The following is an 18,365-nucleotide window of genomic DNA, read 5'->3' as shown; positions in this document are numbered from 1 at the left end:
CACCCCGGAGGCCACGCCCCGGACCCCGCCGAGCACGACGGGGCCCGGACGACGGCCCCCACCCCCGCACCACATTCACCGGAGCGACGAGACGGATGGCGGAGATGAACGCCCAGGCGAACGAGGACCGGCTTCGGCGAGCCATGGCCGCTGTCCTGCAACTTCAGCAGCGCAACGCCGAGTTGGAGAACCAGCGGCACGAGCCCGTGGCGATCGTCGCGATGGCCTGCCGACTGCCCGGCGGAGTGACCACACCGGAGGAGTACTGGCAGCTCCTCGCCGAGGGCCGCGACGCCATCGGCCCGCTGCCCGCCCGCTGGGACGGTCTGGAACTCTACGACCCCGACCCCGGCGCCGCCGGCAAGAGCTACGCCGACCAGGGCGGCTTCCTCGACGACCTGGACCTCTTCGACGCCGACTTCTTCGGGATCTCGCCCCGCGAGGCCGTCTCGATGGACCCGCAGCAGCGGCTCGTGCTGGAGACCTCCTGGGAGGCGCTGGAGCGGGCCGGCATCCGCCCGGACACCCTCGGCGGCAGCCGCACCGGTGTGTACCTGGGCGCCATGCGGGCGGACTACGAGACCGGGCACGCCCCCCTCGAAGCCCTCGACGGCTACCAGGGCACCGGCATCTCCGGCAGCGTCGTCTCCGGCCGGATCAGCTACGCGCTCGGCCTCCAGGGCCCGGCCCTGACCATCGACACCGCCTGCTCCTCGTCCCTCGTCGCCATCCACTCCGCGCTCGGCGCCCTGCGCTCCGGCGAGTGCGACCTCGCCCTGGCCGGCGGCGTCACCGTCATGAGCTCCCCCGCCATGTTCGTCGAGTCCAGCAGGCTCGGCGCGATGGCCCCCGACGGGCGCTGCAAGAGCTTCTCCGCCCGCGCCGACGGGGCGATCTGGTCCGAGGGCGTCGGCATGCTCGTGCTCAAGCGGCTCTCCGCCGCCCGGCGCGACGGCGACCGCGTCCTGGCCGTCGTCCGGGGCTCCGCCGTCAACCAGGACGGCCGCAGCCAGGGCCTCACCGCCCCCAACGGACCCGCCCAGCAGCGCGTCATCCGCGACGCGCTCACCGCGGCCCGGCTGGACCCGGCGGACATCGACGCCATCGACGCGCACGGCACCGGAACCCCGCTCGGCGACCCGATCGAGGCCGGGGCCCTGGCCGAGGTCTTCGGCCCCGGACGCGACCCCCGCCGGCCCGTCCGGCTCGGCTCGTCCAAGTCGAACATCGGGCACACCCAGGCCGCCGCCGGTGTCGCCGGCGTGATGAAGATGGTGCTGGCGCTCCAGCACGAGACCCTGCCCATGACCCTGCACGCCGACGAACCCAGCCCGCACATCGACTGGGAGAACAGCGGACTCGCCCTGGCCCGGGAGGCACGGCCCTGGCAGCGCGGCGAACGCGTCCGGCGGGCCGGTGTCTCGTCGTTCGGCATCAGCGGCACCAACGCCCACCTGATCATCGAAGAGGCCCCCGCACCGGAACCCGCGGACCAGGACGGACCGCGGGGCGACGGCGCCGTCGACGCCCCGGCGCACCCGCTGCTCCTGTCCGGACACGACCAGCAGGCCCTGCGCGGCCAGGCCGCCCGGTGGGCCGACTGGCTGGAGGAGCACGGCCGGGACACCGACTGGCACGACATCGTGCGCACCGCCGCCTCTCACCGCGCGCGGCTGGAGGCCCGCGCGTCCGTGTCGGCCGCCGGACCGGCCGAGGCCGCCGAGGCGCTGCGGGCACTGGCCGGGAGCCTGCCCCACCCCGGCATCGTCACCGGCACGGCACGCGAGCGCGGCAAGGCCGTGTTCGTCTTCCCCGGACAGGGCTCGCAGTGGGCCGGCATGGGCCGCGAACTGCTGGAGCAGAACGAGGCGTTCCGCACCGCGGCGACGGAGTGCGACGCCGCCCTGGAGCCGTGGACCGGCTGGTCGGTCCTGGAGGTGCTGCGCGGCGAGGCCGACCCCTCGCTGACGCTGGAGCGGATCGACGTGCTCCAGCCGGCCCTGTTCACGGTGATGATCGGCCTCGTGGCGGTGTGGCGCTCACTGGGCGTGGAACCGGCCGCCGTGGTCGGCTCCAGCCAGGGCGAGGTGCCCGCGGCGGTGGTGGCCGGGGCCCTGTCCCTCGCGGACGGCGCACGGCTCACCGCGCTGCGCTCGCAGGGCCAACTGCGCGAGTGCAGCGGCCGGGGCGCGATGGCCCTGGTGGAACTGCCGGTCGCCGACGTGGAGGCGCTGATCGCCCCGTACGGGCCGGCCCTGTCGATCGCGGTGGTCAACACCGCCTCGTCCGCGGTGGTCTCCGGCGACGTGGACGCGGTGGAACGACTGCTGGCCGAACTGGCGGACACCGACGTCTTCAGCCGCCGCATCGCCTCGGACACCGCCGGGCACAGCGCCCACATCGACCCGATGCTGCCCTGGCTCACCGAACGGCTGACGGACCTGCGGCCGGACGGCTGGCGGGTGCCGTTCTACTCCACGGTGACCGGCGGAGTGCTGGAGGGCACCGCCCTGGACGGCGGCTACTGGTGCCGCAACGCCCGCGAGACGGTCCGCATGGACCGGGCCCTGGACGCGCTGGTCGCGGACGGCTTCGACGTCTTCGTCGAGATCTCCCCGCACCCGGTGCTGGGCATGGCCCTCACCGGCGCGACGGCCGCCGCACAGGGCGCGGTGGCCGGCACCCTGCGCCGCGACCACGGCGGGACCGACCAGGTGCTGCGGTCCCTGGGCGCCCTGCACACCCAGGGCTTCGAGGTCGACTGGCACCTGGCCCTGGGCAGCGGCCCCAACGCACGCGTCGTGGACCTCCCCACCTACGCCTTCCAGCGCCGCACCTACTGGACGGACGTGCCCGGTCTCCGGCCCGCCGCCCCCGGCACGACCGGGGCCCGCACCACCGGACCGGCCGACGACGGCACCCCGCCCACCACCGGCACCGCCACCCTGCGCACCCGGCTCGCCGCCCTCGATGAGGCAGCGCGCCTCGACGAACTGACGCGGACCGTGCAGCGGGAGGCGGCGGCCGTGCTCGGCGCCGCCGAACCCGTACCGGTCGGCAAACGGCTCCAGGAGCTCGGCCTCGACTCGATCATGGCGCTCCAGCTCCGCAACCGGCTCACCGAACTGACCGGCGCGGTCCTGCCCACCAACATGGCGTTCAAGCACCCGACGCCCGAGGCCGTCGCCGCCCACGTGCTGGACAGCATCGGCGACCTCGGCGACGAACCCGCCGGGACCCCGCTCACGCGCTCCGCGCGGCGCGACGAGCACCCGCCGACCGAGGGCCAGCGCCGGCTGTGGTTCCTGGAGCGGATGAACCCGGGCACCCCGCAGTACAACACCCCGCTCGTGCTGCGCCTCGCCCGCCGGATCGACCCCGACGTCCTCGCCCGCGCCCTGCGCCGGGTGACGGACCGTCACGAGGCGCTGCGCACCGGGCTGGAGGCCAGGGACGACCGGCTCGTCCAGGCGGTGCGGGACGACCACACGCCGCCGTTCGTCCACGAGGACCTGTCCGCGGCCGGTGCGCAGGAGATCGACGGGCGGATCCGCCGCGAGGAGCGCGAACCGTTCGACCTGAGCGGCGGGAGCCTGCTGCGCTGTCTGCTCCTGGACACACCGGACGGACAGCTGCTCTGCCTCACCCTGCACCACGCCGTCGTCGACGGCTGGTCGCTGACCCTGCTCACCCGTGAACTCTTCGACACCTGCCGGGCCCTGGCCGGGGGCGACGAGCCCGGGACCCCCGAGGTCGCATTCCACCTCGGCGACTACGCGGCCTGGGAGCAGGCGGCCATCGCCGAGGGACGCTTCGAGGACGGCCTGCGGTACTTCGGGACGGAACTCGACGGCATGGGCCGGCTGGAGTTCGCACCGGTCACCGCCGAGGACGGCGACGAGGGCGGCACGATCGGCTTCACCCTCCCGGCGGAGCTGCACACCGGACTGGAGGCCCTCGCCGCCCGGCAGTCCGTCACGCCGTACACCGTGTACGCGAGCGCCTTCGCGGCGCTCCTGGCACGGACCACCGGCACGTACGACTTCGGCCTCGGCACCGTCTGGGCCAACCGCCAGCTCCCCGGCGTGGAGGGCGTGCTGGGCTTCCTCGTCAACACGCTGCCGCTGCGCTGCGACCTGACCGGCGACCCGGTGTTCACCGAGGTGCTCGCGGCGACCGCCGCGCGGGTGATGGGACTGCTGGAACGCCAGGACGTACCGCTGACGGAGATCGTGCGGGTCGCGGGCGGCGAGCGCACGGGCGAGGAGAACCCGCTCTTCCAGGCCGTCTTCAACTACCGCAGCAGCTCCCTGCCCGCCCTGGGCGAGGGCGACGACGCCTGGGTCCCGTCGGACGACGCCGCGGTCGGCGGCGGACCGCGCGGCGTGGCCAAGTCGGAGCTCGGCCTCACCCTCGCGCCGGCCGGCGGAGGAATGCGGGGCGAGCTGGAGTTCCTGCCGGGAACGGTGGACCGGGCCTCGGCACAGCGGATGGTGGAGGGCTTCCTGACACTCCTCGCCTCGGTGGCGGCCGACCCGGACCGGCGCGTGGGCGAACTGGACGTGGTCGGCGGGGCCGAGCTGGCATGGCTGGAGGAGCACGGCGGCCGGTCGGCGGACTCGGTGACGGGCGCCTCGGCACTGGGCCGGATCGTCGAGCGGGCCCGCCTCGCCCCCGACGCGGTCGCGCTGGTCTGCGACGGCACGGAGGTCCCGTACCGGGAGCTGCTGGTGCGGGCCCGGACCATGTCCGGCCACCTGCGCTCGGTGGGGGTGGGTGCGGAGAGCCTGGTGGGGGTGCATCTGCCGCGTTCGGTGGATCTGGTGGTGGCGGTGCTGGCGGTCTGGATGGCCGGTGGTGCGTACGTGCCGCTGGACCCGGAGTACCCGAGGGCCCGTCTGGAGCACGTCATCGGCGACAGCGGGCTGACGGTGGTGATCTCGACGCGGGCCGGTGCGGGCGAGGTCGCGGACGACCGGATCCAGGTGCTGCTGGCGGACGCGATGCCGGCCCCGGACCCGGGGGCTGCGGTGCCGTCGGACATCGCGTTGCCGGGGCTGTCGGATCTGGCGTATGTGATCTATACGTCGGGTTCGACGGGGCTGCCGAAGGGTGTGCAGCTGGAGCATGGGCAGTTCGCGAATTTCTGTGCGGCGATGGATGTGCGTGTGGGGGGTGGTGCGGGTGGTACGTGGCTGGCGGTGACGAGTCTGTCGTTCGACATCTCGACGCTGGAGTTGTTGTGGACGTTGACGCGTGGTTACCGGGTGGTGGTGGCGCGGGGTGGTCCGGCGGGGTGGGCGGAGTGTCTGCCGTATGCGCCGACGCATCTGCAGTGCACGCCGTCGCTGGCCAGGATGCTGCTGGCGGATGCGGACGGGCGGGCGCTGGTGCGGGGTCTGGACCGGATGCTGGTGGGTGGTGAGGCCCTGGACCGGGGGCTGGCGCGCAAGCTGCTGAGGCTGTGCCCGGACGGGCTGATGAACATGTACGGGCCCACCGAGACCACCGTCTGGTCCGCCGCCTGGAACGCGGTGCCCGGCGAGGTGTCCCTGGGCGAGCCGTTGCTGAACAACCGGCTGTACGTGCTGGACGAGGGGCTGCGGCGGGTGCCGCGGGGGGCCAGGGGCGAGCTGTTCGTCGGTGGTCTGGGCGTGGCCCGCGGATACCTCGGCCGCCCGGAGCTGACCGCCGGGCGCTTTGTCGAGGACCCCTTCACGCCCGGCGGGCGCATGTACCGCACCGGCGACGTGGTCCGCTACCGGGCGGACGGGTCGCTGGAGTTCTGCGGCCGGGCGGACGCGCAGGTCAAGTTGCGTGGTCACCGGATCGAGCCGGGTGAGATCGAGGCGGTCGCGGCCGAGCTGCCCGGGGTCGCCCAGGCGGCGGCGGTGGTCCGCGAGGACGTACCGGGCGACCCGCGGCTGTTCCTCTACTTCACCACCGCCCGGGGCCGTGCGGTGGACCCGGACGACCTGCGCACCGCCCTCGCCGGACGGCTGCCGGCCCACATGGTCCCCGACCGGATCGTCCCGCTCGACGAACTGCCCCACACCCCCAACAAGAAGATCGACCGCAACGCACTGCGGGAACTCGACACCCCCCACACCCCCGCACCGACCACCGGCCCGATCGGCGGGGACGAGGTCGAGGCACTGATCGTCGGGGCGTGGACCGAGGTCCTGAACACCCCGCACATCGACCCCGACAAGGGCATCTTCGAGCTCGGCGCCAACTCCATGACCGCCCTGCGCGCACACAAGATCATGTGCGCCGGGCTGGGCCGGGAGTTCCCGCTGTCCGTGCTCTTCCGCTACCCGACCGTGCGTCTGCTCGCCGCGTTCCTGCGCGACGGCTCGCACGCCACCCTGGTCCGCCAGGAGTCGGCCGCCCGCCGCGAACGCGACGGCGACGACGCGGTGGCGATCGTCGGCATGGCCTGCAAGCTGCCGGGCGCCCCCGACATCGACACCTTCTGGAACAACCTCCGCGAGGGCGTCGAGTCCATCTCGTACTTCACCGACGACGAACTGCGCGCGGCGGGCGCCACCGACGACGAACTGGCCGACCCCGACTACGTGCGCGCCAGGGGCCTCGTGGACGACCCGGACCTCTTCGACGCCGCGTTCTTCGACTACTCCCCGGCCGAGGCCGAGGTCATGGACCCGCAGCACCGGCTGTTCCTGGAGACCGCCTGGCAGGCCGTCGAGCACGCGGGCATCGTCCCGGGGACCTTCGACGGCAAGGTCGCCGTCTTCGGCGGCACCGGATTCGGCGGATACCCGCAGGAGACCGCGGGCGACCTCTCGTCCTTCTACCGCTCGATGATCGGCAACAAGAGCGACTACCTGGCGACCCGCGTCGCGCACAAGCTCGACCTGCGCGGCCCGGCACTGACCGTGCAGACGGCCTGCTCGACCGGGCTGGTCGCCGCACACCTGGCCCGCGAGAGCCTGCTGCGCGGCGAGTCCGACGTCGCGCTCGTCGGCGCCTCGTCACTGACCATCCCCCTCAAGCGCGGCTTCGTGCACCAGGAGGGCCTGGTCGTCTCCCCGGACGGCAAGTGCCGCGCCTTCGACGAGAAGGGCGCCGGGACCGTCTTCGGCAGCGGCGCGGGAATCCTCGTGCTGCGCCGGCTGTCCGACGCGATCGAGGCCGGGGACACCGTGTACGCCGTCCTGCGCGGCAGCGCGGTCAACAACGACGGCTCCGCCAAGGCCGGTTTCACCGCGCCGAGCGTCGCGGGCCAGGCGTACGTCATCGCCGAGGCCCAGGCCGCCGCGGGCGTCGACCCGGCCACGGTCGGCTACATCGAGGCGCACGGCACCGGCACCCGGCTCGGCGACCCGATCGAGGTGCAGGCGCTGCAACAGGTCTTCGGCTCGGCCGACCGCGAGGAACCCTGCGCGATCGGCTCCGTGAAGACCAACATCGGGCACGCCGACGCCACCGCAGGCATCGCCGGGATGATCAAGGCCGCGCTCACCGTCCACCACGGCGAGCTCGTCCCCAGCCTCAACTTCGAGCACCCCAACCCCGAAATGGGGATGGACCCCAACCTGTTCCACGTCAACACCGAGACCCGCCCCTGGCACGAGGACGGACCCCGCCGCGCGGGCGTCTCCTCCTTCGGTATCGGCGGCACCAACGCCCACGTCGTCCTCGAACAGGCCCCGCAGCGCCCCGAACCGGACCCGGCCGCGGACACGGACGGCGCGGTGCCGGTGGTGCTGTCCGCCCGCGACGAGACCGCGCTGCGCGAGCAGGCGGCCCGCTGGGCGCAGTGGCTGTCCGACGGGCACGAGGTCCCGCCCGCGGCCGTCGCCGCGACCGCCGCCGGGCGCCGCACCCACTTCGCCCACCGCGCGGCCGTCACCGGCGCGAACACGCGACAGCTGGTGGAGGGCCTGACCGCGCTGGCACAGGGACGCTCGCACCCGGACCTGGTCGGCGCGGTGGCCCGCCCCACGGGCCGGACCGTGTTCGTCTTCCCCGGCCAGGGCTCGCAGTGGGAGGGGATGGGCCGGGCGCTGCTCGACCAGTCCCCGGCGTTCGCCCGCACGGTGGCGGAGTGCGACGCGGTGCTGGCACCGCTGACCGGCTGGTCGGTGACCGACGCGCTGCTGGGCCGCCCCGGCTCCGTACCGCCGGCCGAACGACTGGACGTGATCCAGCCGGTGATGTTCACCGTGTACGTGGCGCTCGCCGCGGCCTGGCGGGAACTGGGTGTGGAACCGGCCGCGGTCGTGGGCCACTCGCAGGGCGAGGTCGCCGCGGCGGTGGTCGCCGGCGCCCTGACCCTGGCGGAGGGCGCCCGGATCATGGCCGTACGCAGCCGGGCCCTGCAGGGCGTGGCGGGAATCGGGGCGATGGCGGTCGTGGAACTGCCGCTGCCCCGGGTCCGCGAATGGATCGCCCCGTACGGCGACAGGATCTCCGTCGCCGCCGTCAACACCCCGCGCTCCGTGGCACTCTCCGGCGAGGCCGAGGCGATCGAGGACCTGCTGTTCGCCCTCGACGACGAGGACATCGTCTGCGGCCGGCTGGAGGCCCCCGTCGCCTCGCACAGCCACCACATGGACGCCCTGCTGCCCGCACTGGAGGCCGAGCTGGCGGACCTCGCGCCGAGGGCCGGACGGATACCGTTCTGCTCGACCGTCACCGGGACGCTCCTGGACGGCACGGAGCTCGACGCCGCGTACTGGTCCCGCAACCTGCGCGAACCCGTCCGCCTCGACCGGGCACAGCAGACCCTGCTGGAAACCGGACACGACGTGTTCATCGAGGTCAGCCCGCACCCCGTGCTCGCCATGCCGCTGACCGAGGGCAGCGACCGGGCCATTGTGACCGGCACCCTGCGCCGGGACCGGGGCGACCGCGAGGAGTTCCTGCGGACCCTGGCCGCCCTCCACGTCCACGGCCACGCCGTCGACTGGGCCCGCGCCCTGCCCGCCCCCGCCGCACCCGTCGCCCAGCTCCCCACCTACGCCTTCCAGCGCCGGAGCTACTGGATCGACGAGCAGCAGGGGACCCGGGGCACCGCGCCCGCCGCCGTCGACCACGCCTTCTGGCGGACCGTCGGCGACGGCGGGGCGGCCGACCTGGCCGGCCTGATCGACGCGCCCGAACACCTCCGAGGCAGCATCGAGGAACTGCTGCCGCTGCTGAACACCTGGTGGCAGCGGCAGGAGGCGGACTCGAAGATCGCCGACTGGCTGTACGAGGACACCTGGCAGCCCGCCCCATTCACCGGGCCGCTCACCCCCCTCGGCACCGTCGCCCTGATCACCTCCGACACCTCCGACACCTCCGACGACGAGGCGGGGACGGCCGACGACCTGGAGGCGGCCCTGGTCGCCGCGGGCACCCTGGTGCACCGCGTCCCGGGCTCCGAGGACCGGGCGACACTGCTCCGGGCCCTCACCGCCCTGCCGCAGCCGCCGCAGGCGGTGCTCAGCACCGCCTCCCTCGACACCACCCCCGGCCCCGGCGGAACCACCCGGGGATTCCTCACCGCGCTCGCCCTCCTCCAGGCCCTCACGGACACCGGATGGACCGTGCCCCTGTGGGCACTGACCCGCGGCGCCGCCGCCGTGGACGGCGACACCGGCCTGCCCGACCCCGCCGCCGCACTGGTCCTCGGCCTCGGCCGGGTCGCCGCCCTGGAGGACCCGCTGCGCTGGGGCGGCACCATCGACCTGGCGCACCGGCCGTACGACGGCTGGGCCGGCCAGGTCGTGGCGGCCCTCTCGGCCGGCGACCACGAGGACCAGAACGCCCTGCGCGCCCACGGCAGGTTCGTCCGCCGGATGCGCCGCACCCGGCCCGCCGCGGGCGGCGAGGGCTGGACGACCCGCGGCACCGCACTGATCACCGGCGGCCAGGGCGCACTCGGTCTGCACCTCGCCCGGCGCCTCGCCGAACGCGGCACCGAGCACGTCGTACTGGCCTCCCGACGCGGCACCCCGACCCCGCAGACCGAGGAACTGCGCACCGAACTCGCTGATCTCGGCGTCCGGCTGACCCTGGAGAGCTGCGACGTCACCGACCCGGACCAGGTCCGCGAACTCGTCGGCCGCACCGGCGACGACACCGCACCGCTCACCGTCGTCGCCCACCTCGCCGGAGTGTCCCGCATGGCGCCCCTCGGCGAACTCACCGCACGGTCCGCCGCCGAGGAGATCTCCGCGAAGGTCCTCGGCGCCCAACACCTGCACGAGGCGCTCACCGGACGCGAGATCGACGCCTTCCTGCTGTACGGCAGCGGCGCCAGCCTCTGGGGCGGCGCGGGCCAGGCCGCCTACGGCGCCGCCAACACCGCGCTCGACGCCCTGGCCCGCCACCGCCACGCACAGGGACTGCCCGCCACCGTGCTGCACTGGGGCGGCTGGTCCGGCGGCGGCATGGTCTCCGACGAGGTGGAACGCGTCGCCCGCTCCCGCGGACTGCGCTCCATGGCCCCCGGCCGCGCCCTGGACGCACTCGAACTCGCCCTGCGCGCGGGCACCGCGGCGCTCGGCGTCGCCGACATCGACTGGACGAAGTTCGCCCCCGCCTACCGCGCGGCCCGGCCGCGCCCCCTGCTCGACGGCATCGAGGAGGCCCGCGAGGCCCCGGCCGAGCAGGGACCGGCCGGCGATCCCTCGGCCGGACGGGAGCTGCGCGCCCGCCTCGCCGGACAGGACGCGGACGGACGGCTGCGCACGGTCACCGGACTGGTGCGGGACGAGGTCGTCCCGGTACTGGGGCTGACCCCGGGCGACCTGCCCGACGACAAGCCGCTGCAACAGCTCGGCCTCGACTCGCTGATGGCCGTGACCGTACGCAACCAGCTCATCCGCCGCACCGGCCTCGCCGTCACCACGGAGATGATCCTGCGCCACGGCAGCTGCGCCGGCATCGCCGGGGCGCTGCTCGGGGAACTCCTGCCGGACGGCGGACGGACCGGCACCGCCGACGGACCGCGCACCGGGTCCTGGCTGCGGGTGCTCAAGCCCGCCGAGCACCCCCGCGCCCGGGTGTTCTGCGTGGCGGGCATGGGCGGCACCACCGGCGGCTACGTCCCGCTGGTGCGCCACCTGCCCGACGACGTCGAACTCGTCGGCGTCCAGCTGCCCGGCCGCGAGGCCCGCGCGGACGAACCGCCGGTGACCGACATGATGGCCCTGGCCGACCAGGTCGTGGCGGCGATGTCCGACCGGCTCGACGTCCCGGCCGTGCTCTACGGCCACAGCCAGGGATCGTGGCTGTGCTGGGAGGTCGCGCACCGGCTCGCGCACCGGCCGGGCGTGCCGCCGCTGGCGCTCGCCGTGGCCTGCGCACTGCCGCCGCTGGCCGAACCCACGGCGGGACTGAACCGCCTCGCCGAACTCACCGGCGACCTGGACGAGGCCGCCCTCGACGAACTCGCCGGAGTCTTCCGGGGGTTGCTGCCCGATCAGATCCTGGAGAGCGAGGAACTGCTCGCCGAGTACGTCGACCGGCTGCGCGCCGACACCGTCCTGGCCGAGAACCACCGCGACGTCCTGCGGGGCGTCACCCGGGCCCCGCTCGACCTGCCGCTCTTCGCGGTCGCGGGCAGCGACGACCCGGTGCTCCCCGACGGCGCGATGGAGGTGTGGCGCGAGCTGACCTCGGGGGACTTCGTCCCGTCGGTCATCGAGGGAACCCACGCCGCACCGATCGTGAACCCCGGGGCGATGGCGGCCGAACTCATGAACGTGATCACTCACATCGCGACCGTGGAGGAAACCCATGCCTGAGACAGTCCGCCCCGACGGGGCGCGGATCCACTACGAGGTGCACGGCGAGGGCTTCCCCGTCCTGTTGCTCGGGGACGGCCCGGCGGGCGGCGGGATCGCCGCCTGGGACGAGAACTTCTACCACCCGGTGACCGAACTCGCCGGAAGGTTCCGGGTGATCGCGGTGGACCCGCGGCACGTCGGCCGCAGCACCACCGCACCCCTGGCGCCGTTCTCGTACGCGACGAACGCCGCCGACATCGAGGCGGTCCTCGACGACCTCGGCATCGAACGGGCCCATGTCGTCGGGGCCGGGACCGGCGCCGCACAGGCGTGGCGGCTGGTGCACGACGCCCCCGGACGGGTGCGGTCCGTGGTGTGCCAGGATCCAGCAGGCCTCGACACGGGCAACGGCCTGGACGCCTTCCTGGCCGAGTACGACGAGTCGATGCGGCTGCCGAGGGCCGAGGGCATCGAGGGCGTGATCGCCGCCGCCGTCGAGGCGGAGGGCCGGTTCGCCGGCGGCACCGGGGCGGGCCCCTACGCGGCCCGGCTGCACGCCGACCCGGAGTTCCGGAAGGAGGTCCTGGCGCTGCGCCGCGAGCGGTACATCGTCTCCGTCGTGCGCTTCCGCGACGGCGTCCGGCCCCAGGGCTCCGCCTACTTCTCCGTCCCGGAGGAGTGGATGACCCGCTTCCCCGCCCCGCTGCTGATCCTGCCGGGCAACGACCCGCTGCACCCCGAGGGGATCGCCAAGCGCCTCGCGGCCGAGGCGCCGGACGCCCGGCTGCTCGACCCGGTGCACGGCGCCGGGGACCGGAACACGGAGGCCGTCCGGGCGATCGTCTCCTTCCTCGAAGAGAACACACCCCGCTGAAGGAGACCGAGAACCATGCTCACCCTTGACACACTGGACATCACCGACGAGAAGGCGTACACCGAGAACGGCGGTTACCCCTTCGCGGAGTTCGACCTGCTGCGCCGCGAGGCGCCGGTCTTCTGGTACCGGAGGCCGGGCTTCGAGCCGTTCTGGGTGCTGACCCGGCACGAGGACATCGCGTGGGTGTCGCGCAACCCCAAGATCTTCTCCAGCGCCCAGCGGGTCACCGTGGAGACGCCCGAGGCCGTCGACATGTTCGAGGGCCATCTCGACCAGCGGGCCGAGATGTTCGGGCACAGCCCCGACCTGCCCCCGGCGCTGTCGTACATGGACTCCCCCCGCCACCGCCACCTGCGCCAGGTGATGGCCCCCTGCTTCACCCCGAAGGCCATCGCCGAGCTGGAGGAGCGGTTCAACGAACTGGCCGCCCAGTACGCGGCCGAGTTCACCGCCCGGCTGGACGAGCACGGCACCGCCGACGTGGCCCGCCACCTGTCCGCACGGCTGCCGGTCGCCGCGATCTGCGAACTGGTCGGCGCGCCGCTGAAGGACTGGGACGACATCTTCGAGTGGTCCGAGGGCACCACCGGCGCCGCGGACCCGGACAACCAGCGCGACGGCGAGGACACCGAGGCCACCTTCGCCCGCAACATGGCCGCCCTCAACGGCTATGTGGCGAACCTGGTCCAGGAGCGGATGGCGCAGATCGACGGCACCGGCACCGATGTGCTCAGCCGGCTCGCCCGCGCCCGCATCGACGGGGAGCCGCTGACCTTCCACGAGATCCTCTACACCATCTTCAACCTGCTGGTCGCCGGCATCGGCACGACCCGCAACGCGACCACGGGCGGCGTCCAGGCGCTGCTGGAGCACCCGGAGCAGCTGCGGAAGCTGGTGGAGGACCCGACGAGGACGCCCGGCGCCGTGGAGGAGATCCTGCGCTGGACCTCGATCGCGGTGAACTTCGTCCGGACGGCGACCCAGGACACGGAGATCGGCGGTCAGCTCATCCGCAAGGGCGAGACGGTCGTCATGTGGTACCCGGCGGCCAACCGGGACGGCTCCGTCTTCGACGACCCGTACCGCTTCGACATCGACCGGGACGCCACCGCGCAGATCGCGTTCGGCGGCCACGGCGAGCACGTCTGCCTCGGCTCGCACCTGGCCAGGCTCGAACTGCGGGCGGTGCTGAAGGCGGTCGGCCCGCTGCTGCCGGAGCTCGAACTCGTGCAGCGGCCCGAGTTCACGGTGCTGCACCTCCAGGCCGCCGAGATCAAGCGGCTTCTCGTACGACGCAAGGACCGGTGAAAAAGATGTCGGAGAACATGCGGCCGATACCGCAGTCGCTTCACGAATTCGCCAACGGGGACGAATCGGATCTCGATATCGTGGCGCCGTGGACCGGCCCCGTGGTCGATCCGGAAACGGGCCGGCTGCGCGAACCGATTCGTGGTCACCACCTGGTGGCGACATCGGTGGGATGGCCGAAACCGGGACACGAGCCCGTCGCCATCGAGCTCAATCAGGGGATTCTTGAGGAGCTCTATGTGCGACCGGGACTCCTGGCGGTCTGCCTGGGCATATCGGAGAACAATTTCAGCAGCACCAGGAGCCTCAGCATCTGGGAGAACGAGGAGGCCCTGAAAGGTTTTCTCATGTCGAAACCGCACCTTGCCGCGGCGCGTCGGGTACGAGAGCTCATGTTCGACTGGGAAGGCGCCAACTGGGAGTGCACGGAAACGACCGAGCTGCCCACCTTCGACGAGGCGCGGGACCGGCTGAACGCCATTCGTCCGCCCGGCCGCAGCTCTTTCGCGTCACCCGGCCACTGACCCGGCGGAGAACCACCGAAGATCCACCGAAGAGCGGGTCGAAATCCGCTCGAAAACCGCTCCAGAACCAATTGAGTCCGACTTGAATCCGACTTGAGAACGACTGGAGAAAATGCGGGGAGCGGGTGGAGGAAGTCGCCCCGCCCTCGAAGAACGATTCTGTACCGCTTGAGGAACAACCCATAGGAGTCCGGACATGACCGTGATCGCAGAGGCCCCGCCGCAGTCGCTCACCACCCATTTCCTGCACCACTTCGACCTGGCCTTCGGCATGGTCCTGGAGCTCGCCGAGGACTTCGACGACGAGACCGCGCGCCTCGCCCCGGCCCCGCACAAGCCCCTCGTGTGGTTCCTGGGCCACCTCACCTGCGCGACGGACTACTTCTCGACCCTGCACCAGGGGACGGAATCCCTGGTCACGGAGGAGTTCTCCAGGCGCTACGCCGGGAACGACAACCAGGACTGGTCGATCGGCCCGTCGCTGGACGAGATGATCGACCTCTACAAGGCGGTCCACGAGCGCATGCGCGGGTTCGTCGCGGGCCTGGGGCCGGCCGACCTCGACAGCGAGTCCCCGATGGAGCCCTTCGGCGACGACCGGCTGAAGAACCTCGGCAAGGCGCTGTCCATCATCCAGATGCACGACGCGTACCACTGCGGACAGATAGGGTGCCTGCGCGTGGCGCTGGGCAAGAACGTTCCCTTCTGATATTTCGCCCGTTCCCGAAAGGCGGCCACCGGATCCGGAAGGCCGCCTTCTGGGCGCTGCTACGGTGTGAGAAGGCTTCGTCCACAACGTTCGGAGCCCGGATCAGGAGGGCGCCAATGTCGTCTCACATCGCTTTCTTCAATTTCCCGGCAATTGGCCATGTGAATCCCACGCTCGGCGTGGTGGAGGAACTGGTCAAGCGGGGGCACCGTGTGACGTGCACCGTCACGGAACACTTTGCTCCCGCGGTCGAGGGAGTGGGTGCGGAAGCGGTCAGGTACGAATCCGTTTTCGGCGATTTCTATCGCAGTCCCTTCACGGCTGAGGCCAATGCGGGTGAAGGAATGCGGTGTCTGGACGAGGCGACCCTCCTCGTGCAGCAGGTGAGCCCGTTCTACGAGCGGAACAGGCCGGATGTCGTCGTGCACGACTTCATGGCCTGGGGTGCGCGTTTCTTCGGCTCCAAGAATGAAATTCCGCTGGTCCGCAGCTATCCCTCGTACGCCTCGAACGAGCACTTCAGCGTTCAGGAACGTTTCCCCATGGCGGAGTTCAGCGACCCCCAGGTCATGGAGATGATCGGGAAACTCGCCGCGCTGCTCCCCGAATTCGGGCTGCCGGGCGACCCCATGGGATTCTTCCAGAACATCGAGGACCTCGGCATCGTCTTCATGCCGCGCGAGTTCCACTACGAGGGCGACACCTTCGACGAGCGCTTCGTCTTCGCCGGACCCTGCCTCGGCGACCGCTCCTTCCAGGGGTCCTGGCAGCCGGCCTCCGGCGGCCGGCCGGTGCTGCTGATCTCGCTCGGCACGGCGGCCACCGGCTGGCCGGAGTTCTTCTCGATGGCCGTCGAGGCGTTCCGCGACTCGGAGTTCGACGTCGTGATGGCCATCGGCGACCACATCGACGCGGCCGAACTCGGCACCCTCCCCGCCAACTTCGAGGCCCGGCGCCACGTGCCCCAGCTCGACGTGCTGAACCACGCCCGGGTGTTCATCACCCACGGCGGGATGAACAGCACCATGGAGTCGCTGTACCACGGCGTCCCCATGGTCGTCATCCCGCAGATGTCCGAGCAGCGGGCCAACGGCCTGCGCGTGGACGAGCTCGGCCTCGGCCGCCACCTCGCCAAGGAGGACGTCACCGTGCAGAGCCTGCGCGAGGCCGTCACCGGGGTCGTGGGCGACGAGTCCGTCACGGACCGGGTGCGGGCCATGCGCGACACCATGCGCTCCGTCGACGGAACGGCCCTGGCCGCCGACGCCATCGAACGGCGCCTGGCCGGAACCCGCTGACCGCACACCGCATCACCGAGGGGCCCGTGCCCCGGCAGCCGCCGGGACACGGGCCCCTCGCATGCCACCGGCCGCCGGGAGGCTTCGCCCCGGACGGATTGGACGCCCGTTCGAGTCGGCTTCGAGCCGGGCCGCGCAGGGTGTGAATGTGCGGGGGACCGCCTTCACGTGGTGCGACCCCCGCCCCGACCGTCTATGAACTGGAAGGCATCGTGAAGCGACTTCTCAAGATCGCGGCGGCTGTCCTCGCCCTGGGCCTGGTGGCACCCGTCGCCGTGGCCGGTGAGGAGACCGACTCCGCGGCCAAACCGCGCACCGCTTCCTTCTCCTCGATCGGTTCGCCGTCCGCCCCCTCCGGCAAGGGCAGCTTCCGTTTCGGCGTGTCCAGCTCCGCCACCCAGATCGAGGACCAGAACACCAACACCGACTGGTACAAGTGGACTCAGCCGGCCCCCGAGGGCCTGGGCAAGAGCGCCTTCGTCGGCGAGGGCGTCAAGGGCTACTCCAAGGCCATCGAGGACATCGGGCTGCTGGAGGATCTCAACGTCGACTCGTACCGCTTCAGCATCGAGTGGGCCCGCATCGAGCCCCGCCGCAACCAGATCGACGAGGCGGCACTCGACCACTACAGCAAGCAGATCGACGCGCTCATCGCCCGCGGCATCCGCCCGATGATCGTCATCCACCACTTCGCCAACCCCGTCTGGGTCGACAACCCGGAGGACCCCGGCTGCGCGAACGGCCCCTCCGACACCAACCTGTGCGGCCTCGACAACCCGACCGGCGGCCCCCTGGTCGTCGCGGAGATGGCCGAGCACGCGAAACTGCTCGCCGAACGGTTCGGCGACCGGGTCGACGAGTGGGCCACGCTCAACGAGCCGATGGTCTACATGCTGTTCTCGCACGCCTTCGGCGCCGGCCCGCCCGGCAAGGCGAACCTGCCCACCGCCTTCGCCGACAAGTTCGTCCCGGCCCTGCGCCAGTACATCAACGCCCACGCGGCCATGTACAAGGCGATCAAGCGCTACGACCGGCACGACGCGGACGGCGACGGCCTCACCTCATCCGTCGGCCTGACCGCCAGCGTCAAGCAGTACGTGGCCGTGCGCGACGGCAAGATCAGCACCGAGCCCCGGGACATAGCCGCCCGTGACCGCTTCCGCCGCTTCTTCGAGCTGAACATCCTCGACTCCCTGTGGAAGGGCAGCTTCGACACCGACTTCGACGGAACCGCGGACGAGGCCCACCCCGACTGGAAGAACACCCTCGACTGGCTCGGCATCCAGCTCTACGACCGCACCGGCGTCTCCGACCCCGGCTCCACCCCCTCGCCGACCACCCTGCCGGTGATCAACGTGGACACCTGCGGAACCGCCCCGTGCCTGCCGGCGAGCGACCCCTCCTACTTCATCCCCGCGATGGGCTACGAGTCCGACCCCACCGGCCTCTACCCGGTGCTCAAGGACTTCTCCGCCCGCTACACCGGCCTCCCGCTGATCGTCAGCGAGTCCGGCATCGCCACCGAATCCGGCAAGCGCCGCGCCGAGTTCACCGTACGGGCGCTCGAACAGATCGAGCGGGTGCGGGCCGAGGGCGTCGACGTGCGCGGGTACTACCACTGGAGCCTGCTGGACAACTTCGAGTGGCTGCAGGGCTACGGCGCCCGCTTCGGCCTCTACTCGGTCGACCGCACCACGATGAAGCGCACCCCCACGGAGGCCGCGACGGTGTACTCGGCCATCGCCGGATCCCGCACGCTCACCCCCGCCATCCGCAAGACCTACGGGGGCACCGGCCCGCTCTCCCCGGAACCGGCCGGCAGCACGGCCGCGACCGCACCCGCCCCGGCGGTGACCGGCCGCAAGCGCTGAGAACCGGTCGGGCGGCCACCGGATCCGGTGGCCG

Annotated in this window: 7 protein-coding genes; all 7 read left to right on the top strand. The window is 72.3% G+C overall.

What is annotated here, in order from left to right:
• Positions 1-104: 104 nt before the first annotated feature.
• The 7 genes from ABZZ04_RS35095 to ABZZ04_RS35065 all read left to right on the top strand — a co-directional run bounded on the left by ABZZ04_RS35095 (position 105) and on the right by ABZZ04_RS35065 (position 18,331).
• A complete protein-coding gene (locus tag ABZZ04_RS35095; RefSeq protein ID WP_356936284.1) occupies positions 105-11,762 on the top strand; it encodes an amino acid adenylation domain-containing protein in 11,658 nt (3,885 codons plus the stop codon).
• The gene (locus ABZZ04_RS35090) at positions 11,755-12,618 is read left to right on the top strand and encodes an alpha/beta hydrolase (protein ID WP_356936283.1); all 864 of its coding nucleotides are present in this window, start codon (positions 11,755-11,757) and stop codon (positions 12,616-12,618) included. Before ABZZ04_RS35095 ends, ABZZ04_RS35090 begins: the two co-directional genes overlap by 8 nt.
• A 15-nt stretch (positions 12,619-12,633) precedes the next feature.
• Positions 12,634-13,929, top strand: coding sequence for a cytochrome P450 (locus tag ABZZ04_RS35085; protein ID WP_356936282.1), 1,296 nt, complete (start codon positions 12,634-12,636; stop codon positions 13,927-13,929).
• Between the two features lie 5 nt (positions 13,930-13,934).
• Positions 13,935-14,453: a DUF3291 domain-containing protein gene (locus ABZZ04_RS35080; RefSeq protein WP_356936281.1), complete on the top strand. Its 519-nt coding sequence runs from the start codon at positions 13,935-13,937 to the stop codon at positions 14,451-14,453.
• A gap of 196 nt (positions 14,454-14,649) precedes the next feature.
• Positions 14,650-15,162 carry a DinB family protein gene (locus tag ABZZ04_RS35075; protein WP_356936280.1) on the top strand — a complete coding sequence of 171 codons (513 nt, stop codon included), beginning with the start codon at positions 14,650-14,652 and terminating at the stop codon, positions 15,160-15,162.
• Positions 15,163-15,278: 116 nt separating this feature from the next.
• Positions 15,279-16,460, top strand: a complete 1,182-nt coding sequence (locus ABZZ04_RS35070) for a macrolide family glycosyltransferase (RefSeq protein WP_356936279.1) — start codon at positions 15,279-15,281, stop codon at positions 16,458-16,460.
• A 212-nt stretch (positions 16,461-16,672) separates the two neighbouring features.
• Positions 16,673-18,331: a family 1 glycosylhydrolase gene (locus ABZZ04_RS35065; RefSeq protein WP_356936278.1), complete on the top strand. Its 1,659-nt coding sequence runs from the start codon at positions 16,673-16,675 to the stop codon at positions 18,329-18,331.
• The last annotated feature ends 34 nt before the right edge of the window (positions 18,332-18,365 follow it).

The organism is Streptomyces sp. NPDC006435 (assembly GCF_040612315.1).
GTDB lineage: Bacteria > Actinomycetota > Actinomycetes > Streptomycetales > Streptomycetaceae > Streptomyces.
The sequence above is the reverse complement of the archived record's forward strand: the minus strand, read 5'-3'. Positions and strand labels throughout refer to the sequence as shown.